The organism is Variovorax sp. IB41 (genome assembly GCF_016405905.1).
Classification (GTDB): Bacteria; Pseudomonadota; Gammaproteobacteria; order Burkholderiales; family Burkholderiaceae_C; genus Variovorax.
In genome coordinates, this window is the sequence record NZ_JAEFCB010000020.1 from 24,177 (window position 1) to 45,602 (window position 21,426).

The following is a 21,426-nucleotide window of genomic DNA, read 5'->3' on the forward strand; positions in this document are numbered from 1 at the left end:
GTGGATCGAGCGGGCGCCCAGTGTGGAGCGCATCGCGCATGCGCGGTATCCGCATGCACCCGCCCCTTCACCTCGGCCTCCCGGCAAGACCTGCACCATGCCCGCGCCCTTGCGGCGCGGCTTGCGAAAACTGGCTACGGCTGTCGCGTGCGCTTCAGCAAGGAGAGAGGGGGCTCAGCCCTTGCGCGGTTTGACGCGTGAGGCCGCCTCTTTGGCGAGCTTGCGTGCCGTGTCGGTGTCGGCCGCGTGCACCAGCGCCACGCCCATGCGGCGCTTGAGAAAGCTCTCGGGCTTGCCGAACAGGCGGATGTCGCTGCCGGGCACCTGCAGCGCCTCGGCCACGCCGTCGAAGGCGATGCCGGTGGCGTCCACCCCGCCGTAGATCACCGCGCTCGCGCCCGGGCTCTTGAGCGAGGTATCGACCGGCAGGCCGAGGATGGCACGCGCGTGCAGCTCGAACTCGTTCTGCCACTGCGTGGCCATGGTGACCATGCCGGTGTCGTGCGGGCGCGGGCTCACCTCGCTGAACCAGACCTCGTCGCCCTTGACGAACAGCTCGACGCCGAAAAGGCCCTGGCCGCCCAGGTCGGCCGTCACGGCCTCTGCGATCTGCTGCGCCTTCTGCAGCGCGGCCGGTGCCATGGGGTGCGGCTGCCAGCTTTCCACATAGTCGCCGCTCACCTGCACGTGGCCGATGGGGTCGCAGAACTTCGTCTCCACCCCGCCGGCCGCGTCCTTCGCGCGCACGGTCAGGAGCGTGATCTCGTAGTCGAAGTCGATGAAGCCCTCGACGATCACGCGGCCATGGCTCACGCGGCCGCCGGCCATGGCGTAGTCCCAGGCCTTCTGCACGTCGGCGGGGCCGTCGATCTTGCTCTGGCCCTTGCCGGAGCTGCTCATCACGGGCTTGACGATGCAGGGGTAGCCAATTCCTTTTCCATCCGCGCCGTCGATGGCCGCCTGCAGCTCGGCCAGCGAGTCGCAGAACTTGTAGGGGCTGGTCGGCACGCCCAGCGTCTCGGCGGCCAGGCGGCGGATGCCTTCGCGGTCCATCGTGAGGCGGGCGGCGCGGGCCGTGGGAATCACGCGCACGACGCCCGCGTCTTCCAGTTCCTGCAGCGTTTGCGTGGCGATGGCCTCGATCTCGGGCACCACGAGCATGGGCTTCTCGGCCTCGATCAGCGCCTTCAACTGCGCCGGGTCGCTCATGGTGATGGTGCGCGCATGGTGGGCCACCTGCTGGCCGGGCGCGTTCTCGTAGCGGTCCACCGCGATGGTCTCGACGCCCAGGCGCTGCAGGGCGATCAGCACCTCCTTGCCGAGTTCGCCGGAGCCGAGCAGCATCACGCGGGTGGCGGAGGGAGAAAGGGGGGTGCCGAGGGTGGTCATGGTCGAAGTCGAAAAGAGAGAGAAAAAGAGAGAAGAAACAGCAACCGCCGCACTGTAAGCCACCCGGGAACCTCGGTGTCGCGTCCGGGAACGGCACGCCGGCGGGGCTGCTTCACAATCAATGTCCTGCCGCGGTGGCGGCCCTCGCGCCCCACCCGCTCCCCCTTCCCGTTTTTAGTACTTCCAAGGAGTTTTCTCATGACGATCCAGACCGTCGGCATCATCGGCGCCGGAACGATGGGCAATGGCATTGCGCAGGCCTGCGCGGTGTCCGGCGTCAACGTGGTGATGATCGATGTGGCGCAGGCCGCCGTCGACAAGGGCATCGCCACCATCTCGGGCAGCCTCGACCGGCTCATCAAGAAGGAAAAGCTCACTGCAGAGCAGAAGAGCGCCGCGCTCGCGCTGATCAAGGGCTCGACCAACTACGATGACCTGAAGGGTGCGCAACTCGTCATCGAGGCGGCCACCGAGAACCACGCGCTCAAGCTCAAGATCCTCAAGCAAGTCGACGAGCTGCTCGCGCCGGAGGTGATCGTCGCGTCGAACACCTCGTCGATCTCGATCACGCAACTGGCGGCTGCCACCTCGCGCGCCGACCGCTTCATCGGCATGCACTTCTTCAACCCGGTGCCGATGATGGCGCTGGTGGAGTTGATCCGCGGCTACCTCACGAGCGATGCCACGCACGACGCCGTGAAGGCGCTGGCCGAGAAGCTGGGCAAGTCGCCGATCACGGTGAAGAACGCGCCGGGCTTCGTGGTCAACCGCATCCTGGTGCCGATGATCAACGAGGCTTTCTTCGTGCTGTCCGAAGGCATCGCGACGGCCGAGGACATCGATGCCGGCATGAAGCTGGGCTGCAACCAGCCCATCGGCCCGCTGGCTCTGGCCGACATGATTGGCCTGGATGTGTGCCTGGCCGTGATGGAGGTGTACCTCGATCAGTTCGGCGACTCCAAGTACCGCCCCTGCCCGCTGTTGAAGGAAATGGTCGCGGCCGGCCAGCTGGGCCGCAAGACGGGCCGCGGCGTGTACACGTACTGATCCGGCGTTCCATAAAAACAAGGAGACAAACGCCATGACCGCCACGCCCACCACCCCGCCCGCAGAAGGCTGCATCGACACCCAGGTGCTCGGCCACGTACTCTTGATCGGCATCAATCGCCCGGCCAAGCGCAACGGCTGGACGCCGCCGATGTTCAAGCAGTTGGCCGAGGCGTACACGCGCCTTGACGACGACCCGGACCTGCGCGTGGGCGTGCTGCACGCCTTCGGCGACCACTTCACCGCCGGCCTCGATCTGCCCGCGGTTACCGAGTACATGAAGCGCGGCGAGAAGGCGATTCCCGCCGGCTTGGTGGAGCCGCACGACTTCGGCCTGCCCGACTACCGCCGCCGCACCAAGCCGATGGTGGTGGCCGTCAAGGGCATCTGCTTCACGGTCGGCATCGAGCTGATGCTGGGCGCGGACATCGTGGTGGCGGCCGACAACTGCCGCTTCTCGCAGATGGAAGTGCAGCGCGGCATCATGGCCACGGGCGGCGCCACGCTGCGCATGGCCGAGCGCGCGGGCGTGGGCAATGCGATGCTGCACCTGCTCACGGCCGACGAGTTCGACAGCGCCGAGGCCTATCGCCTCCACTTCGTGCAGAAGGTGGTGCCGGCCGGGCAGGAGCTCGATGCGGCGCTGGCCATTGCGCAGCGCATCGCGGCGCAGGCGCCGCTCGCGGTGGTGGCCACCCGGCTCAACGTGATCAAGGCCATCGAACACGGGCCGCTCGCGGCCGTCGCGGAATTCATCGAGACGCAGAAGCGCCTCTCCAACAGCGAGGACGCGGCCGAAGGCGTGCGCTCCTTCGTCGAGCGGCGTCCCGCGCGTTTCAGCGGTCGATAGGCAAAGCTAGCCCCCAGGCTTCGCGCACTTCGTGTCGCTTCTCCTTCCCCCTACCGGGGGCGACACCTGCAGCCCGGCAAAGCCGGTTCTGCGGTGCCTCCCGACTGAATCTCGCCAGTTGCATGAATCCCGTTTTTTCACCGGAGCCCATTGCATGCCATTCTTTCGTTTTGTTGTCTTTCAACGCACGGCGGTCGCCGCCGCCTTCACCCTGCTCGCCGTGAACACCTCCATTGCACAGACGCCCGCGCCCGCCGCGCTGCCCGACCCCGCGGCCAGCTCGGTCGACGCGCTCGGCTGGATGAAGGGCTTTCCGCCCCCGCCCGACAAGCAGATCACCTTCGACAATCCGGTGGGCGGCGTGTTTCCGCGCACGCGCTGGAGCTTCTCGCACGTGCGCGAGACGGTGCCCACGGCCAACGTGTGGCGCGGCAGCGGTGCTGCGAGCCCACTGCCCGCCGCGCCGCGCAACGACATCGAAGCCGTCACGTTCAAGCCGCTCGGCAGCGAAGAGACGGTGACCTTCGCGCAGATGATTCCGCGCACCTACACCGACGGCATCCTCGTGATGCATCGCGGCCGCGTGGTCTACGAAAAGTACTTCGGCGCGCTCACGCCCGAGCGGCCGCACATCGCGATGTCGGTGACCAAGTCCTTCGTCGGCACGCTCGCGGCGATCCTCGCGGACGAGGGCAAGCTCGACCCGTCGGCGCCGGTCACCAAGTACCTGCCCGAGCTCAAGGACACGGCGTACGGCGACGCCACCGTGCGCCAGGTGATGGACATGACCATCGGCGTGCACTACTCGGAAAACTACGCCGATCCGAAGGCCGAAATCTGGGACTACGCGCGCGCCGGCGGCATGCTGACGCAGGGCCCGAACTACACGGGCCCCAAGTCGTTCTACGAATTCCTCGTGACGCTCAAGAAAGAAGGCGCGCACGACACCGCCTTCGCCTACAAGACGGTGAACGCCGAGGTGCTCGCGTGGATCCTGCGTCGCGCGAGCAACCAGTCGCTGGCCGACCTCCTGAGCGAGAAGATCTGGCGCCGCATCGGCGCCGAGCAGGACGCGTACTTCATGGTCGACCGCATCGGCACCGAATCGGGCGGCGGCGGATTGAACACCGTGCTGCGCGACCTCGCGCGCTTCGGCGAAACGATGCGCAACGGCGGGCGCGCGCCCAATGGGCAACAGGCCATCGCGAAGGCCGTGGTGGAAGACATCCAGCGCGGCGGCGACCCCGCCAAGTTCGCCAAGGCCGGCTATGCGCTGCTGCCGGGCTGGTCGTACCGCGACATGTGGTGGGTGTCGAACAACCCGCATGGCGCGTACATGGCGCGCGGCATCCACGGCCAGAGCATCTATGTCGATCCGAAGGCGGAGATGGTGATCGTGCGCTACGCCGCGCATCCGGTGGCGGCGAACGGAGGGAACGATCCGCTCACGTTGCCGGCGTTCCAGGCGGTGGCCGAGGCGCTGATCGCGCGCCCCTGATCCGCCGTCAGTTCAGGCAGAAGCCCGTTCGCGCGCGATGACCAGGAGGCCGTCCATGATGAGGCTCTCCACGAGCTCGAAGTGCCCGTTCATCACGGGCGCCATCTTCCAGCCCGCGCCGCCCGTCATGAAGCAGGCCGGCTCCTCGCCGCAGTGCGAGCGCACGTGCTGCACCATGCGCTCGACCGCGCCCGCGATGGCGTAGGTGCCGCCGCTGGTGAGCGCATCGCTGGTGTTGGTGGGAAATTCGCGCACCTCGCCGGTGGGCACATGCAGGCCCGCGGTGCCCGACTCCAGCGCGCGCAGCATGATGCCGTGGCCCGGCAGGATCAGCCCTCCGAGGAACCTGCCGTCGGCATCGATCGCCTCCACGGTGACGGCCGTGCCGATCAGCACCACCACCATCGGCCGCGCCGGTCCTTGCGCGAGCATGCGGTGGCGCGCGCCGATCATCGCCACGAAGCGGTCGGCGCCCAGGCGCGTGGGGTGGTCGTAGCCGTTGACGATGCCGGCCTCGCCGGCGCTGGAGACCACCCAGCGCGGCGCGCAGTCGAAGCGCTCGACGATCTGCTCTTCGGCGCGGCGCCGCAGGGTGTCGCCGGCCACCACGCAGCCGAGCATGGCGCCCGGCGCGGGCAGGTCGGCCCAGGGGCCGTCGGCGAGGCGTTCGATGTGGTCCAGGAACTCCGCGCCCGAGGCCTGCAACGCGGCGCCCGGATGCGCCCCGTCGTAGAGCGCCCATTTCAGGCGGGTGTTGCCGATGTCGATTGCGAGGAAGGGGGATGCCATGCGCGGGATTATTGCGACTTTGTTGTTATTCCTGCTGGCACGTCGCCGACACACGCGGCATGGGCCTACGACCGTGCACGGCGTTCCGCCGCTACATTCGCAAATTCATCCACCACCACGGCACAAGGAGAACACCATGGGATTGCTCAGTTTCATCAAGGAAGCCGGTGAAAAACTGTTCGGCGGCTCGTCGGCCCAGGCGGCCTCGCCCGATGCGAACACGGCGGCCGCAGCCGCCATCAAGACCTACATCGAGACGCAGAACCTCGGCCTCACCGCACTCGAAGTGACCTACACCGCCAGCAGCGGCGTGGTGACCCTGGCGGGCCAGGCGCCCTCGCAGGAAGCCAGCGAGAAAGCCGCGCTCGCCGCGGGCAACGTGGCCAACGTCACGAGCGTGGACAACAATCTGGTCGCACCCGCCGCGCCGCCCGCGCAGTACCACGACGTGGTCAAGGGCGACACGCTCTCGGCCATCTCCAAGAAGTACTACGGCGATGCCAACAAGTACAACGCGATCTTCGAAGCCAACAAGCCGATGCTGTCGCATCCGGACAAGATCTATCCGGGGCAGAAGCTGCGCATTCCGGCGCTTTGATCTTCTTCAGGCTCTGCATTTAAAAGGCCCACTGGAAACGGTGGGCCTTTTTGTTTTTGAGGCGTTGTTCAGGGCGGGTGCACAGGCCACCGGGTACTCCCCTCCGCGAATGTCCCCCGGGCTTCGCCCTCCTCCTTGATTTCGCTGCGGGGAGCACCCGATGCCCTGCGCACTTGGGCACGCTGCTGGTGATCGGCGATCAACGACTGCTCTGAAGCGCTCGCGCCGATGGTGGGCTCTGTTTCGCGAAATCAAGGAGGAGGCGAAGCCGGGGGACATTCGCGAAACAGAGCCCACCGTCGGCGGGAGTACCGCCCCGAAAAACGCTAGCTAGCTCTGCTTCCAGGGCAGCCCGCGCTTGCGCCAGCCGCCGATCTGTCCGCGATGACCGCTCTCGTCCGGATTCCCTTCGAATCCCTCGAGGATGTTGTAGGCCTCCAGCCCCAATTCCGTAGCGCGCTTCGCAGCCGCAATCGAGCGCACACCGCTTCGGCACAACAGCACCAGCTTCTTGCCGCCATCAGCCGCAGCGCGCACCCCATCGTCGAACGCCGGGTTCAGCGCCATGCCCGGCCACTGCTTCCACGCCAGCGGCACGGCGCCCGGCACATAGCCGACCCACTCGCGCTCGGCATCGGTGCGCACATCGACCAGCACGGCCTCGCCGCTCGTGAGCCACTGCGCGGCCTGCTCGGGCGTCACGTCGCCGGCGTAGCCCTTTTCACCAACGGGTTCGGTCATCTCTTTGCATCCTTCCAATCATTAGGGTTACTTCAGGGGCGGCGGCCGTCTTTACCTGGCCCGGCGCCCTCGCCGGATGGTGGAATTTTTCACCAGTTCGTGAAAACCCTGTTTGTCGCGTTTTCGCGCGCGCCAAAGATCGGGCTTGGGCCTGTCAAACATAACTCCAAGAGGCGGGCAGGGTTTTTCAGTCAGAACTTGTATGGAGAGAGACAACATGACAGAGAGCAAATCACCCCGCCGCCGCAACCTTCTGAAAGGTGCCGCCGTTGCTGCAGGCGCCATGTCGGCGCCGATGGTCAGCATGGCGCAGACCACGTCGCTGCGCTTTCAGAGCACCTGGCCGGCGAAGGACATCTTCCACGAATACGCGCAGGACTACGCCAAGAAGATCAACGACATGGCCGGCAGCCGCCTGAAGATCGAAGTGCTGCCGGCCGGCTCGGTGGTGCCCGCCTTCCAGTTGCTGGACGCGGTGGCCAAGGGCACGCTGGACGGCGGCCACGGCGTGGTCGCCTACTGGTACGGCAAGAACTCGGCGCTCGCGCTCTGGGGCTCGGGCCCGGGCTACGGCATGGACGCCAACATGGTGCTGGCCTGGCACACCTACGGCGGCGGCAAGGCGCTGATGGAGGAGATCTACAAGAGCCTGAACCTGGACGTGGCCTCCTACCTCTACGGCCCGATGCCCACGCAGCCCCTGGGCTGGTTCAAGAAGCCGGTGGCCAAGGCCGAGGACATGAAGGGCCTGAAGTTCCGCACCGTGGGTCTGGCGGTAGACGTGTTCACCGACATGGGCGCGGCCGTGAACCCGCTGCCCGGCGGCGAGATCGTGCCCGCGCTGGACCGCGGCCTGATCGATGCGGCGGAGTTCAACAACGCCTCCAGCGACCGGGTGCTGGGCTTTCCCGACGTGGCCAAGAACTGCATGCTGCAGAGCTTCCACCAGAGCGGCGAGCAGTTCGAGGTGCTGTGGAACGGCCCCAAGCTGCGCGCGCTGCCGCCCGAACTCAAGGCGGTGATCGAGTACGCCACGCAGGCCGCGAGCGCCGACATGAGCTGGAAGGCGATCGACCGCAACTCCAAGGACTACGAGGAGTTGAAGAAGAGCGGCATCAAGTTCTACAAGACGCCCGACTCGGTGCTGCGCGCACAGTTGGCCTCATGGGACAAGACCATCGCCAAGAAGTCGACCGAGAACCCGCTGTTCAAGAAGGTGCTCGACTCGCAGCGCGCCTTCGCCGAGCGCGCGGGCCAGTGGCAGAACGACTACTCGGTCGATTTCAAGATGGCCTACAACCACTACTTCGGACGGCAGGCCAAGAAGTCCTGATGCGCTTCCTGTGACGCGAAGGGCACCCGCGGGGTGCCCTCTTTTCATGCCTGCACGCAAGCTGCGCACGCCGCGCGGCGAGGAGTTCGTTCCGATGCAATCTTTCCTGTTGGCGGTCGACCGGTTCTCTACATGGATCGGCAAGACTTTCGCCTGGTGCGTCCTGCTGCTCACGCTGCTGATCAGCTGGGAGGTGTTCTCGCGCTACGTGCTGAACCACCCGCATGCCTGGGTGCTCGATGCGCAGATCATGCTGTACGGCGCCATGTTCATGACCGCCGGGGCGTACACCCTCTCCAAGAACGGCCACGTGCGCGGCGACGTGCTCTACGGCTTCTTTCGTCCGCGCACGCAGGCGCTGGTCGACCTCACGCTCTACATCGTGTTCTTCCTGCCGGGCATCGTCGCGCTGACCTGGGCAGGCTGGATCTACGCGAGCGAGGCGCTCGCGATCCGCGAGCAGACCTTCTCGGCCGAGCCGCTGCCGCTGTATCCGTTCAAGTTCATCATTCCTCTCGCGGGCTTCACGCTGCTCTTGCAGGGCATCGTGGAGATCATCCGCTGCGTGCAGTGCATCCGCAACGGCGCCTGGCCTTCGCGCGAGCAGGACGTCGAGGAAGTGGACGTCCAGAAGCTCAAGGAAATGGTGCACGTGAAGGACGCCGACATCGCCGCGCTCGACCGCGTGATCGTCGCCAACGAAGCCGGGGGGGCCGCGCGATGAAGATCCGCCGCGAACTCTGGTTCGGCCTCACCTTCATGGCGCTGATCGTGATCGGCGCGGCCACCGTGCTGCTGCGCGCCGAGACCATCACCAACGGCCACCTGGGCCTCCTGATGCTGTCGCTGGTGGTGGTGGCGATCATGCTGGGCTTTCCCACCGCCTTCACGCTGATGGGCATGGGCATGCTCTTCACTTTCATGGCCTACGACCGCGACTGGCATCGCACGCTGGACCTGATGGTGCAGTCGGCCTACAAGACGATGGCCAACGACGTGCTGATCGCCGTGCCGCTGTTCGTCTTCATGGGCTACCTGGTGGAGCGGGCGAACCTGATCGAGTCGCTCTTCAAGAGCCTGCACCTGGCGCTCGCGCGGCTGCCCGGCGCACTGGCCGTGGCCACGCTGGTCACCTGCACGATCTTCGCCACGGCCACCGGCATCGTGGGCGCGGTGGTCACGCTGATGGGGCTGCTCGCGCTGCCCGCGATGCTGCGCGGCGGCTACAGCGTGCCGCTGGCCGCGGGCGCGATCACGGCGGGCGGGTGCCTGGGCATCCTGATCCCGCCCTCGGTGCTGCTGATCGTGTACGGCGCGACCGCGGGCGTTTCGGTGGTGCAGCTCTACGCGGGCGCGTTCTTTCCGGGCCTCATGCTCGCCGGCCTGTACATCCTGTACGTGATCCTGATCGCCAAGCTCAAGCCCCAGTGGGCGCCGCCGCTGTCGGCGGCCGACCGCGTGGTGCCGCTGCCGCCGCTGTCGCAGCGGCTGGCTTCCAGCCCCACGGCGCACGCGCTGGTCGGGCTGCTCAAGGGCCGGCGCAATGCGGAGGTGCCGATCTCGCACGTGCTGCGGCAGTTGAGCATCGTGGCGCTGCCCGCCATCGTGTTCGCGCTGCTGGCCGGCTTCAGCTACCGCGCGGTGACCACCGTGGAGGCCGAGGCGCGCTACGAGATCGAGGAGATCGGCGCGGCACGCGGGAGCAATCGTGCCGCGAGCTCGGGCGGCCTTGCGGAACCGCCGGCCGAGGGCGGGCTCCAGGAGCCGCCGGCGGAAGGCGGATTGCAGGAGCCGCCAAGCGAAGGCGGCCTCGCGGAGCCGCCGAGCGGCGAGGCCGCATCGCCGCCGCCCGCGGCATCGGATTCGTCCACGCTCGCCGCGCCACTCGGCGCGCAGCCAGCGGCCGCTGCATCTGCTGCACCTGCTGCATCTGCCGCAGCCGCCGAAGGCCCGACGTACCGCGCCGCCCCCGCCTGGTGGATCGCGACCTTCGCGGTGTTCGGCGCGATCACGGCGCTCTTCTACCTGTTCCTGAGCTTCGCGCGGCTCGAGATCTTCAAGATGCTGCTGGCGTCGTTCTTCCCGCTGATGCTCTTGATTCTCTCGGTGCTCGGCTCCATCGTGCTGGGCCTGGCCACGCCGACCGAGGCCGCGGCCATGGGGGCGCTGGGCGGCATGCTGCTGGCCGCGGCCTACCGGCGGCTCAATCTCACGGTGCTCAAGGAGTCGGTCTTCCTCACGGCCAAGACCTCGGCCATGGTGTGCTGGCTCTTCGTGGGCTCGGCCATCTTCTCGGCCGCGTTCGCCCTCCTGGGCGGGCAGGCGCTGGTGGAGGAATGGGTACTGAGCATGAACCTCACGAAGGTGCAGTTCCTCGTGCTGAGCCAGGTGATCATCTTCCTTCTGGGCTGGCCGCTGGAGTGGACCGAGATCATCGTGATCTTCATGCCCATCTTCATTCCGCTGCTGGACAACTTCGGCGTCGATCCGCTGTTCTTCGGGCTGCTGGTGGCGCTGAACCTGCAGACCGCCTTCCTCTCGCCGCCGGTGGCGATGGCGGCGTTCTACCTGAAGGGCGTGAGCCCGCCGCACGTCACGCTCAACCAGATCTTCCTGGGCATGCTGCCGTTCATGGGCATCCAGGTGCTGGCGATCGTGATGCTGTACGTCTGGCCGCAGATCGGGCTGTGGCTGCCGCAGCTGCTCTACAAATGACGGCCGCTCCGCACACCGGCGCCTGCGCGGCGCTGCTCGCGGGCCTGGCCCTCGCGGGCTGCGCCACGAGCTACCAGGAACCCGGGGACGGCCCGACCAGCACCATCGAATTCCGCAACGAAGCGGAGGTGCCCGGGGTGGTCCAGGCCTTCGACGACCCGGTGGAGTGCACGGGCCTGCGCCCCGTCGACACCCTCGAGCCGAAAGCGCGGCGCACGATCAAGGTCGCCACGGGCAAGCGGGTGGCCGTCTCGATGGCGCTGCAATACAGGAACCCGCTGGCCGGGCAAGGCATCGTCGGCGGGCTGGTCGCCGCCAGGACCACCCGCCGCTGCACGCCGATCGTCGATTTCACGCCGGAGTCCGGCAGGCACTACGTGTTCCTGCTGCGCGCTGGCGGCACCTGCAGTTCGGACTTCTACGGCCAGACCGCCGAGCAGAAAGGAACGCCGCTCAGCATGCCGACCCGGTTCCGGCAACGCACGTGGACCATGCCGGTGACGGTGGCGGGCGCGTCGTGCACGAAACCCTGACTAACGCCGCCGCTCCACGTACGGCCGCGCCTGCAGCAGCACGATCCTGTCGCCCACCGTCGCCCATTCGATGTCCTGGTCGACGGCATTGAACGTGCGCTTCACCGCCGCGCCCACGGTGGCGAGCCGCACCACCAGTTCATCGGTCAGCACGTTGCGCCCTTGCTCCACCGGCACCTCCTTCACGCCACCGTCTTTGTCCAGCTGCAGCGCCGTCTCCTCGGCCGAGCGGCTCAGCACCTGGATCGCCTTCGACCAGCTCGAATACATCACCTGCTCCGCCACGCGCTGGCCCTCGACCACGCGGATGCCGATGCCGCGCTTGGCCGAGATGTAGGTGACGTGCGGGTGGCCCGCGTCGAACGGGTCGCGCGTGATCATCACGCCCGCGTTGGTCGAATCGATGGCGCTCTGCACGAACACGCCCATCAGCACCGATTCGGCGCCGAAGCCCGCGGCGCTGCGCGCCTCCCAGGCCTCGGGGTTGAACACCGAGGCCCAGACCTTCTTGACCGCGAGCTCGAGCGCATCGCCGGTCTTCACGTTGGGCACCGTGGTGTAGAGCCCCGCGCCGCTGAAGCCGGGCAGGTCTTCGGAGTTGGAGGAACTGCGCACGAAAACACCATTGCCACCGAGTTGCGACTGCCATGCGGCGCGCCACGACGCTGCGGTGGCGGCATCGACCGGCCACTTCGCGATCTCGTCGCGCAGTTGCGCGAGCACCTTCTGCCGCACCTGCGGATCGCTCGCGAAGCCGGGCTGCTGCTGCATCTGCGCGATGCGATCGGCCAGGCCGTTCGCCCGCATGAAGCGGTCGTAGTGCGCGAACGGAATGCAGAAGCCGTCGGGCACTGTGGTGGATGGAATGCGCGCGGCCAGCACCGCGCCGAGGTTCGCGGCCTTGGCGCCGCACTGCGCGCTGTGGCGCGCGCGCAGAGACGCGAGCGGCAGCAGGCGGGTCTCGCGCAGATCGGGCTTCACGGCCCTGTCGCTTCCGGGCACGGCGCCCGTGGCCGCGGTGCGCACGGTGCGCGGCGGGAGCGCCGCGATTTCTTCCGCGGTGAGGCGGCGCAACTGGTAGCCCGAGGCCGCGACCTTGAGCGCCACCCATTGGCCCGCGTGCTCGCGCAGCACCGTGGCCGCGTCGCGCACATAGGCATTCGGAATGCCCCAGCCCTTGGCCAGCAGGTTGACGTGCGAGAGCGCCGTCGATGGCCGCTCGGTCAGCACGCCCGCGACGGGCGGCAGGTTGATCGGCACCTGGCGCAGCACGGCGATGTCGTCGGGCAGGAGCGCGTTCAGGCCCGAGGCGTCGTCCACGATGCGCACGCGGCCGGTCGCGGTGCCGAGGTTCATCGGCATGAAGGGCTGCTCGCGGATCAGCGCCTCCTGGCTCACGAAATCGATGCCCGCTTCCTTGGCCACGCGCTCGTGCAGCGTGGAGTTGGTCTTGAACTTCACGGGCGCGAAGAAGCTGGCCTTCACCTGCGCATCGGCTTGCTTCAGCAGCGGCGCGGTGAGCTGGTCGCCTTCCCAGAATTCGTAGGTGAAGGTGCCGATGTTCTGTTGCCAGCTCAGCGTGCCGAACAGGAAGCGGCGATCGGGCACGAGGTAGTTGCGGTCGATTTCGCGCTTGCCCGCGCGCGGCGAGAGGCCGGTGTCGCGCACGAAGCGCACGTGCAGCTGGTAGCGCGGCGTGTCGATGTAGTGGGTGCGCACGGGCTTCGCTCGACGGTCGATGACGAAGAGCACATGGGCCAGCTGCATCGGCGTGCCCGGGTCGTAGACGCGCGCGAGCGTGTCGAAGTCGCCCTGGCTGCGCAGCGCCGGCAGCGATGCGGGCACCGCGGGGCGTGGCACGCGCTGGGCGGCCGGGCCCTCGGGCTGCGGCTGGTTCTGCTGTTGGTAGAAGGAGGGCTTGCGCGCAAGCTGCGCATCGGCCGGCAGGGGCGCGACGGCCACCGCGCACAACGCCAGTGCCGATAGCCAATTCAACGCCTTGTCCGCCCGATCCTGGGTGCTGTTGTTCTTCATGGAGTGTCCCTCTCGTTGCAGGGCGAATTCTCGCTTGCGTTCCGGCGGGGCCGAACCGCGCCAAGTCCCGCCGGCAGCACTGCCATCGGCCGGCCGCTACAGTCGCCCGAAAGGAGCCTCTTCTCATGCCCACATTCGACTTCGACCTCTTCGTCATCGGCGGCGGCAGCGGCGGCGTGCGCGCCGCGCGCATGGCGGCACAAACCGGCGCCCGCGTGGGCCTGGCCGAAGCCGCCGACCTCGGCGGCACCTGCGTCAACGTGGGCTGCATCCCCAAGAAGCTTTACAGCTATGCCGCGGGCTATGCCGAATCGTTCGAGGAGGCCGCGGGCTACGGCTGGACCCTGCCGGCCGAGCCGCAGTTCGACTGGGCGCATCTCAAGTCGCAGCGCGCGAAAGAGATCGGCCGGCTCAACGGCATCTATGCCTCGCTGCTGAAGAACTCGGGCGTGACGCTCGTCACCGGATGGGCGCAATTGATCGACGGCCACACGGTGGAAATCGATGGCAAACGCCACACCGCGCGCCACCTGCTCGTGGCCACGGGCGGCACGCCTTATGTGCCAGACATCCCGGGTCGCGAGCACATCGTGACGTCGGACGCGATGTTCGACCTCGACCCATTCCCCAAGCGCCTGCTGGTGGTGGGCGGCGGCTACATCGCGTGCGAGTTCGCCTCGATCTTCAACGGGCTCGGCGCCAAGGTGACGCAGCTGCACCGCCGCGCGCACCTGCTCACCGGCTTCGACGACGACGTGCGGCAGTTCCTCGCGAACGAGATGGGCAAGGCGGGCGTGGACGTGCGCCTGAACTGCGAGGCCTCGTTGATCGCGCGCGGTCCGAACGGCCTGGTCGTCACGCTCGCGCGCGGCCAGCAGATCGAGGCCGACACGGTGCTCTTCGCCACCGGCCGCGTGCCCAACACGCAGGGCCTCGGCCTCGAGGCGGCGGGCGTGAAGCTCGACGAGAACGGCGCGATCGCGGTCGATGCGCACTACCGCACCTCGGTGCCGTCGATCTACGCGGTGGGCGATGTCTCCACGCGCGTGCAGCTCACGCCGGTGGCGCTGGCCGAGGCGATGGTGGTGGTCGACGAACTGTTCGGCAAGGGCAAGCGCCGCATGGACTACGAGTTCATTCCCACGGCCGTGTTCACCCACCCGAACATCGGCACCTGCGGCTACACCGAGCTGGACGCGCGCGCGAAGTTCGGCGAGGTCGCGGTGTTTTCCAGCGAGTTCAAGTCGCTGCGCCACACGCTCTCGGGCCGGAGCGAACGCACCTTCATGAAGCTGGTCGTGGACAAGAAGAGCGACCGCGTGGTGGGCCTGCACATGGTGGGCGCGGACGCGGGCGAAGTCGTGCAAGGCTTTGCGGTGGCGATGCGCGCGGGCGCGACGAAGGCGATCTTCGACAGCACCATCGGCATTCACCCGACGGGCGCCGAAGAGTTCGTCACCATGCGCGAACCGATGCCTGGATAGGGCTCGCCCCCAGGCTCCGCGCACTTCGTGTCGCTTCTCCTACCCCCTACCGGGGGCAACACCTGCGGCCCGGCAGAGCCGGTTCCGCGGTGTTTCACGAAAAGACGAACTCAGTGAGGCCGCTGCTTGCCTTCGAGCAGCTTGACCATCACGAAGAGCACGCGGTTGGCCGGCACGGGCACGCCGAGCGCTTCGCCGCGGCGCACGACCAGGCCGTTGAGGTGATCGATCTCGCTGAGCTTGCCGCGCGCGAGGTCCTGCGCGGTCGATGAGTATTGCGAGGGCATCGACTGCGCGATGCCGCGCAGCGCCGCATCGGTGTCGCCCGGAACGACGACGCCTTCGGCCTTCGCCACCGCGAGGCATTCGGCGACCACGTCGCGGATCACGTCGGCGACGCCCACGCCCTTCACGAGTTCGCCGTAGGGCAGCTGCGACACCGCCGACAGCGCGTTGTAGGCGCAGTTCAGCACCAGCTTGGCCCAGAGCGCGCCGCGTACGTTGTCGGAGATCTGCGTGGGCACGCCGGCGGCGACGAGGTGTTGCGCGACCTCGTCGCTGGCGCGCGAAGGCGCGATCACCAGCTCGCCGCGGCCGTGGTGCTTCACATGGCCGGGGCCGGCCATCTCGGTGGCAACATAGACGACGGCGGCCGCCACTTCGTTCGACAGCACCGAGCGCACGCGCTCGTCGTTGTCCACGCCGTTCTGCAGCGTGAGCACCAGCGCATCGGGCGCAAGGTGCGGCTTGATCTGCGCGGCGGCCGATTCGCTGTCGGTGGACTTCACGCAGAACAGCACGAGGCCGGCGCCCTGCACGGCGCTCGCCTCGGTGCTCGCATCGAGGCGCACGTAGTCATCGAAGGTCTTGGTCTCGAGCCGGAGGCCGTTCGCGCGAACCGCTTCCACGTGCGAAGGCCGCCCGATCAGCACCACCTCGTGGCCCGCGCGCGCCAGCATGGCGCCGTAGTAGCAGCCGACTGCGCCGGCGCCCATGACTGCGACTTTCATCGATTCGTTTCCTTGGTTGTTCGTTCGTTCGACGGCAGAGGTTATCGAAGACGCAAGCCTCACGCTTCGGCGCCGCGCGACTTCAGCCCCTCGTCCATGATCCATGCGCGAAATGCCACGAAGGCCGGCAGGTCGAGCCGGTCGGGGCGATAGCAGAGGTAGTGCCCCTGGTCCACGCGCACCGGCGTGCCGCAGGGGCTCACGAGCGAGCCTTCGGTCAGCTCTTCCTGCACGAGAAGCTTCGGCACGAGCCCGATGCCCAGGCCGTTGAGCGCCGCCTGGATCAGCGCCGAGTACTGCGCGAAACGCGGCCCCGCCACGGTCTGCACCTCGGGCACGCCGTGCTGCGCGGCCCATTCGCGCCACGCGGTGGGCGCGCCTTCGTGATGCAGCAGCGTGTGGCCCACAATGTCGGCCGGCTGCGCGATGCGGTGGCGCCCCTCGACCAGCGCGCGCGCCACGATCAGCACGAACTCGCGCCCCGCGATGTATTCGGACACCACGCCGGGCCAGCCGTCGGGGCCGTAGCGGATCGCGGCATCGACGCCGGCCGGGATGCCGTCGCTCGGCTCCAGGTGGCGGCTGAAACTGAGCATCACGTGGCGGCTCTTCTGGCTGAAGGCCGGCAGGCGCGGAATGAGCCACTTGGTAAGGAAGGTGGGCACGCTCGCCAGCGTGAGGAGGCCCGCGCCCGCATCGCCCGAGCGCGCCTCGAACGTTGCGGTCTCGATGGCGCGCAGGCCCCCCGAGATCTTCTGCCAGTACACCCGCCCCTGCGGCGTGAGCTGCACGCCGCGGCCGTTCTTTTGCAGCAGCTCGCGGCCGAGAAAGGCCTCCAGCCCCGCGATCTGCTTGCTCACGGCGCTCACGGTGATGCACAGGGCGCTCGCCGCGAGGGTGATGCTCTGCTGGCGCGCCACGGCGTCGAAGGCCAGCAGTTCCTGGATGGTGGGGCAGTCGCGCTTCATGCCTGGCTCCGGTTGATGAAAGCTGCGTGAAAAACACTTTCCGATTGCTCAAGTGTCGTCATCCAACTTTCACCCATAGGTTCGCGTGTGCTTCCTAGAATTCGCTCGGACACGGCAACTCGCCGTGCGTAAAAGGTAGAGCATCCGGAAAGTATGCCGGTTGCGCAAGTCACTCGGAGACCTTCACCTTGATTCGCGGCATCTCGCTCGTCTACGGCCTGTACCTGCTGCTGCCCATCGCCTTGCTGCTGGTCGGCAGCTTTGGCGGCAACTGGACCAACACGCTGTTGCCCACGGGCATCACCGGCCAGTGGTACCTCGACCTCTGGCTGGACACGTCGTTTCGCAAGGCCTTCGTGAGCAGCCTCGTGGTGGCGATGAGCGCCTGCGCGATCAACACGGTGCTGGCGCTGCCGCTGGCCTACGCGCTCTATCACGGCGCGCGGCGCGGCAGCAGCATCGCCGCGCGCATCGTGAGCGCCACGCCCGTCGCGGTGCCCACGATCACGCTGGCCTTCGGCTACATGATCGTGTTCAACACCGACATCGCGCCCTGGCTCGGCTCGATGCCGCTCCTGATCGCGGCGCACGCGATCCTCACGCTGCCCTATCTGACGAACACGCTGCTGACCGACCTGCGCCACCTGGACCTCGGCCGGCTCGAGCAGGCGGCCGCGACGCTCGGCGCCTCGGGCTGGCAGCAGTTCACCGGCATCGTGCTGCCGAGCCTCCGGCAGAGCCTGATCAGCGGGCTGGTGATGGTGGCTGCCATTTCGGTGGGCGAGTTCGGGTTGTCGAACCTGCTCACGAGTTTCCAGAACCGCACGTATCCGGTGGTGCTGCTGCAGGCCTTCTATGGCGCGACGGGCTTTGCCTGTGCGGCGACCGTGATCCTTCTCGTGCTGGCGAGCGCGTCGGCCCTTCTTTCCTCTTCACTGGTGAAGCAACGCGCATGAGCCTCCTCCTGGACAACGTCAGCTACAACTACCCCGGCAGCACGCACGGCCTGCACGAGGTGTCGCTCGACGTGCGCACCGGCGAGCTGGTGGCGGTGATCGGGCCGAGCGGCTCGGGCAAGTCGACGCTGCTGAAGCTCGTGTCGGGCCTGGAGACGGGACACACGGGCCGCATCGCGCTGGACGGCGAAGACATGTCGCGCACGCCGGTGCACCGGCGCCACATCGGCATGGTGTTCCAGAGCTACGCGCTCTTTCCGCACCTGAGCGTGCTGGACAACGTGGCCTACGGGCTCAAGCTGCGCAAGGTCCACACGGCCGAGCGCCGCCAGCGCGCGCAGGACCTGCTCGACATCGTGGGTCTCGGCGACTACGCCAGGCGCGCAGTGGCGCAACTCTCGGGCGGCCAGCAGCAGCGCGTGGCGCTGGCCCGCGCGCTCGCGATCGATCCGCGCGCGCTGCTGCTCGACGAGCCGCTCTCGGCGCTGGACGCCAGCGTGCGCGGCCATCTGCGCGACCAGATCCGCGCGATCCAGCAGCGTTTCAACGCGACCACGCTGCTGGTCACGCACGATCAGGAAGAAGCGCTCGTGATGGCCGACCGCGTGGCGATGCTCAAGGACGGGCGGCTGCTGCAGATCGCCACGCCGCGCGAGATCTACGAGCACCCCGCCAGCCGCGCGGTGGCGGAGTTCGTCGGGCTCTCGACGATCCTGCCCGCGAAGGTGGCCGCGCCGGGGCGGCTGGACATGGGCTTTGCCGAACTCTTCGCCGAGACCGGCACCCGGCCCTACGGCACCGAAGTGCATGTGCTGGTGCGGCCCGAACACATCCGCCCCGACCCGGCGCCAGGCAGCGTGAACCGTCTGGCCGGCCGCACCGGTGCGCAGCGCTACCTGGGCGCGCTCACGCGCTACGACTTCGAGGTGGCGGGGGCGGGCAAGCCCTTTCTCGCCGAGTCCGCGGAACCGGCGAATGAAGCCATCGCCATCGCGCCCGAACACCTCCGCCTGCTCGATCACTGACCCCATCCCTCCAAGGAGCCACCATGCAACGCAGACATCTGATCCACGCCGCCGGCGCACTGCCCGTGCTGTCGTTGGCCACCCTCGCCCGCACCGCCTTCGCCTTCGACGGCCCCGAGCTCTACGCCGGTGAGAAGGCGCTGTACGCCGAAGCGCAGAAGGAAGGCCTGTGCGTCTCCTTCGACACGGGACCCGAATGGGCCAACTGGAAATCGCTGTTCCGCGACTTCAAGAAGCGCTACCCCGAGATCGAGCTGACCTACAACGACATCGGCTCGGCCGCCACCGTCGTCGCGCTCGAAAAGACCAGGCGCCGTCCGCAGGCCGACACCGCCTACTACTTCGCCGCCTCGGCCGTCGATGCCGCGAAGAAGGACGTGGTCGCGCCCTTCAAGCCCGTCAACTTCGACAAGCTGCCGCCGGTGTTCCGCGAGGCCGAGGGCCGCTGGTTCACCATCCACACGCTCAACATCGCGTTCCTCGTCAACAGGAAGCTGGTGAAGAACGTGCCCACCGGCTGGGCCGACCTGCTCAAGCCCGAGTTCAAGAACACGGTGGTGTATCTCGATCCGCGCTCCACCGGCATCGGCCAGGTGCTGACCTTCGCCGCGGCCTATGCCAACGGCGGCAGCGTGGACAACGTGCAGCCCGGCACCGACTACCTCGGCAAGCTGCATGCGGCCGGCAACGTGCTTCGCGTGGAAGGCACCACGCCGTACGCCAAGTTCCTCAAGGGCGAGATCCCGGTGTGGATCAGCTACGAGAACGACGGCCTGAAGGCCAAGCATGTCGACGGCATGGGCGATGCGATCGAAGTAGTGATTCCGAAGGAAGCCAGCGTGGCCGCGCCGTATGCGATCAGCCTGGTGAAGAACGGGCCGAACCCGAACGCGGGCAAGCTGTGGCTGAACTTCATCATGAGCGAGGCGGGCCAGACGCTGTTCGCGCAGGGCTTCGTGCGGCCCGCCGTGCCGGGCACGCCGCTTTCTGCCGACGTCGCGGCGAAGATGCCGCCCGCGCCGCAGATCCGTCCGCTCGACGTGGTGAAGGCCTCGGAGCGCAAGGCCGACGTGGACAAGCTCTGGGCGCAGGCCGCGCTGGGGAAGTAGGCGGCGATGCGACGCTTCGGCGCCTGGCCCGCGTGGGCCTTCATGGCGCTCTTTTTCGCGGTGCCGCTCGCGGCGCTGCTGCCCGAGGCCTTCGCCGAGGGCGGCAGCGCGTTCGGGCGGCTGTTCGGCAATCCGCTGTTCCTGGGCGCGCTGCGCAACACGCTGGGCCTGGGCCTCGCGGCGGGCGCGATCTCGGCGCTGGTGGGCACCTGCATCGCCATCGAGCTCGCGCGCCAGCCCGAGCACCGGCGCCAATGGATGATGACCTTGCTGGGCCTGCCGCTCGCGTTCTCGGGGCTGGTGATCGCGTACGGCTTCATCCTCGCGTTCGGGCGCGCGGGTTTCGTCACGCAGCTGCTCGCGGGGCTGGGCGCCGATCCGGCCGTCATCGGCAGCTGGATCTACAGCGTGTCGGGCCTGGGCTTTGCGTACGCCTATTACCTGATCCCGCGCGTGGCGTTGTCGCTCTACCCGGTGTTCGCCAACCTCGACCTGCGCCCGGCGCAGGCGGCGCGCACGCTGGGCGCTTCGAAGGCGCGCGCGTTCTGGGACACGGTGGTGCCCGAGGTGGCGCCCTCGGTGCTGTCGAACGCCTGCATGGTGGCCGCGATCGCGATGGGCACCTACGGCACGGCGCTCGCGCTGGTGGGCACGCAGCTGAACATCCTGCCGCTGATGCTGCTCGCGCAGGTGGGCGACGGCGGTTCGGATTTCGCGGTGGCAGCAGCCTTGTCGCTGGTGCTGATGGTGGTGTGTGTGATCGTGATGGGAGTGGGCGATGTCGTTACGCGAAGGCGCGAGCGCGGTGCTGTCGGCGCCGGTCACTGAGGCGCTGACGCGCCTTGCGCAAAAGCAGTGGAGCCCGGCGCGGCATCGCCAGCCGGTGGCCATCCTCGGCCCGGGCGACGGCGGGCCGATGGAATGCGAGGCCGCGTACGCGGTGGCGCACGCGCTGGCCGGCGCGGGCATGGCGGTGGTCTGCGGCGGGCGCGGCGGCGTGATGGCCGCGGCCTCGCGCGGCGCCACCGAGGCCGGCGGCATCGCCGTGGGGATCCTTCCCGAGGACGACGACCGCAACGCCAACGAATGGCTCAGCGTGGCCATTCCCACCGGCATGGGCGAGATACGCAACGCGATCGTCGCGCGCAGCGGCGTGTGCCTCATCGCCATCGGCGGCAACATGGGCACGCTGTCGGAAATGGCGCTGGGCCTGAAGTGGGGCAAGCCGGTGTTCGTGATGCATGGCGATGTGGAATTGCCGGGAGCGGTGCAGGCGACGGACGTGGACGACATGCTCGCCAAAGTGCTCGCCTGCCTGCTGGCCTGACCGCGCCCCGGGCAGTCGGC

20 protein-coding genes are annotated in these 21,426 nt (G+C 68.0%); 14 read left to right on the plus strand and 6 right to left on the minus strand.

Going from position 1 to position 21,426, the window contains the following annotated elements:
* Nucleotides 1–174: 174 nt before the first annotated feature.
* Nucleotides 175–1,389, minus strand: coding sequence for a formate-dependent phosphoribosylglycinamide formyltransferase (gene purT, locus JC881_RS26490; RefSeq protein ID WP_198788687.1), 1,215 nt, complete (start codon nt 1,387–1,389; stop codon nt 175–177).
* A 198-nt stretch (nt 1,390–1,587) separates the two neighbouring features.
* Here purT and JC881_RS26495 point away from each other — a divergent pair, with 198 nt between their 5' ends.
* From JC881_RS26495 to JC881_RS26505, 3 genes are all read left to right on the plus strand, one after another.
* Nucleotides 1,588–2,436, plus strand: a complete 849-nt coding sequence (locus tag JC881_RS26495) for a 3-hydroxybutyryl-CoA dehydrogenase (RefSeq protein ID WP_198788688.1) — start codon at nt 1,588–1,590, stop codon at nt 2,434–2,436.
* 34 nt (nt 2,437–2,470) lie between these two features.
* Nucleotides 2,471–3,286 (plus strand): crotonase/enoyl-CoA hydratase family protein, encoded by an 816-nt coding sequence (locus JC881_RS26500; RefSeq protein WP_198788689.1) that lies wholly within the window; start codon nt 2,471–2,473, stop codon nt 3,284–3,286.
* A 154-nt stretch (nt 3,287–3,440) separates the two neighbouring features.
* Nucleotides 3,441–4,784 carry a serine hydrolase domain-containing protein gene (locus JC881_RS26505; RefSeq protein WP_198788690.1) on the plus strand — a complete coding sequence of 448 codons (1,344 nt, stop codon included), beginning with the start codon at nt 3,441–3,443 and terminating at the stop codon, nt 4,782–4,784.
* A 12-nt stretch (nt 4,785–4,796) separates the two neighbouring features.
* Here the strand turns inward: JC881_RS26505 and JC881_RS26510 are convergent, their stop codons facing one another.
* A complete protein-coding gene (locus tag JC881_RS26510) occupies nt 4,797–5,573 on the minus strand; it encodes a type III pantothenate kinase (protein WP_198788691.1) in 777 nt (258 codons plus the stop codon).
* Between the two features lie 136 nt (nt 5,574–5,709).
* Here JC881_RS26510 and lysM point away from each other — a divergent pair, with 136 nt between their 5' ends.
* On the plus strand, nt 5,710–6,171 hold the full coding sequence (gene lysM, locus JC881_RS26515; protein WP_198788692.1) for a peptidoglycan-binding protein LysM: 462 nt from the start codon (nt 5,710–5,712) through the stop codon (nt 6,169–6,171).
* A 330-nt stretch (nt 6,172–6,501) separates the two neighbouring features.
* On the opposite strand, the gene JC881_RS26520 is transcribed toward lysM, so the two are convergent.
* Nucleotides 6,502–6,912 (minus strand): rhodanese-like domain-containing protein, encoded by a 411-nt coding sequence (locus JC881_RS26520; protein ID WP_198788693.1) that lies wholly within the window; start codon nt 6,910–6,912, stop codon nt 6,502–6,504.
* Nucleotides 6,913–7,129: 217 nt separating this feature from the next.
* On the opposite strand from JC881_RS26520, the gene JC881_RS26525 reads away from it, so the two are divergent.
* From JC881_RS26525 to JC881_RS26540, 4 genes are all read left to right on the plus strand, one after another.
* Entirely contained in the window at nt 7,130–8,245 is a 1,116-nt protein-coding gene (locus tag JC881_RS26525; RefSeq protein ID WP_198788694.1) for a TRAP transporter substrate-binding protein, read from the plus strand.
* A gap of 94 nt (nt 8,246–8,339) precedes the next feature.
* Nucleotides 8,340–8,969: a TRAP transporter small permease subunit gene (locus tag JC881_RS26530; RefSeq protein ID WP_198788772.1), complete on the plus strand. Its 630-nt coding sequence runs from the start codon at nt 8,340–8,342 to the stop codon at nt 8,967–8,969.
* Complete coding sequence (locus JC881_RS26535; RefSeq protein WP_198788695.1) at nt 8,966–10,960, plus strand: TRAP transporter large permease subunit; 1,995 nt, start codon at nt 8,966–8,968, stop codon at nt 10,958–10,960. The genes JC881_RS26530 and JC881_RS26535 overlap by 4 nt, the downstream gene beginning before the upstream one ends.
* Nucleotides 10,957–11,493: a hypothetical protein gene (locus JC881_RS26540; RefSeq protein WP_198788696.1), complete on the plus strand. Its 537-nt coding sequence runs from the start codon at nt 10,957–10,959 to the stop codon at nt 11,491–11,493. The genes JC881_RS26535 and JC881_RS26540 overlap by 4 nt, the downstream gene beginning before the upstream one ends.
* Here the strand turns inward: JC881_RS26540 and JC881_RS26545 are convergent, their stop codons facing one another.
* Nucleotides 11,494–13,527, minus strand: coding sequence for a PEP/pyruvate-binding domain-containing protein (locus JC881_RS26545; protein WP_198788697.1), 2,034 nt, complete (start codon nt 13,525–13,527; stop codon nt 11,494–11,496).
* A gap of 125 nt (nt 13,528–13,652) precedes the next feature.
* On the opposite strand from JC881_RS26545, the gene gorA reads away from it, so the two are divergent.
* Nucleotides 13,653–15,011 (plus strand): glutathione-disulfide reductase, encoded by a 1,359-nt coding sequence (gene gorA, locus JC881_RS26550; protein ID WP_198788698.1) that lies wholly within the window; start codon nt 13,653–13,655, stop codon nt 15,009–15,011.
* 110 nt (nt 15,012–15,121) lie between these two features.
* On the opposite strand, the gene JC881_RS26555 is transcribed toward gorA, so the two are convergent.
* Together JC881_RS26555 and JC881_RS26560 are read right to left on the minus strand one after the other, a co-directional pair.
* Nucleotides 15,122–16,021 carry a ketopantoate reductase family protein gene (locus tag JC881_RS26555; RefSeq protein ID WP_198788699.1) on the minus strand — a complete coding sequence of 300 codons (900 nt, stop codon included), beginning with the start codon at nt 16,019–16,021 and terminating at the stop codon, nt 15,122–15,124.
* Between the two features lie 59 nt (nt 16,022–16,080).
* The gene (locus JC881_RS26560) at nt 16,081–16,989 is read right to left on the minus strand and encodes a LysR substrate-binding domain-containing protein (protein WP_198788700.1); all 909 of its coding nucleotides are present in this window, start codon (nt 16,987–16,989) and stop codon (nt 16,081–16,083) included.
* A 188-nt stretch (nt 16,990–17,177) separates the two neighbouring features.
* Between JC881_RS26560 and JC881_RS26565 the strand changes: the two genes are divergently transcribed.
* The 5 genes from JC881_RS26565 to JC881_RS26585 are packed head-to-tail and all read left to right on the plus strand — an operon-like array spanning nt 17,178 to nt 21,406.
* Nucleotides 17,178–17,945, plus strand: coding sequence for an ABC transporter permease (locus tag JC881_RS26565; protein WP_198788701.1), 768 nt, complete (start codon nt 17,178–17,180; stop codon nt 17,943–17,945).
* Nucleotides 17,942–18,970, plus strand: a complete 1,029-nt coding sequence (locus JC881_RS26570; RefSeq protein WP_198788702.1) for an ABC transporter ATP-binding protein — start codon at nt 17,942–17,944, stop codon at nt 18,968–18,970. The genes JC881_RS26565 and JC881_RS26570 overlap by 4 nt, the downstream gene beginning before the upstream one ends.
* A gap of 23 nt (nt 18,971–18,993) precedes the next feature.
* Entirely contained in the window at nt 18,994–20,079 is a 1,086-nt protein-coding gene (locus tag JC881_RS26575) for an extracellular solute-binding protein (protein ID WP_198788703.1), read from the plus strand.
* 6 nt (nt 20,080–20,085) lie between these two features.
* Complete coding sequence (locus JC881_RS26580) at nt 20,086–20,907, plus strand: ABC transporter permease (RefSeq protein ID WP_198788704.1); 822 nt, start codon at nt 20,086–20,088, stop codon at nt 20,905–20,907.
* Nucleotides 20,858–21,406, plus strand: a complete 549-nt coding sequence (locus JC881_RS26585) for a TIGR00725 family protein (RefSeq protein ID WP_198788705.1) — start codon at nt 20,858–20,860, stop codon at nt 21,404–21,406. The genes JC881_RS26580 and JC881_RS26585 overlap by 50 nt, the downstream gene beginning before the upstream one ends.
* Nucleotides 21,407–21,426 lie beyond the last annotated feature (20 nt).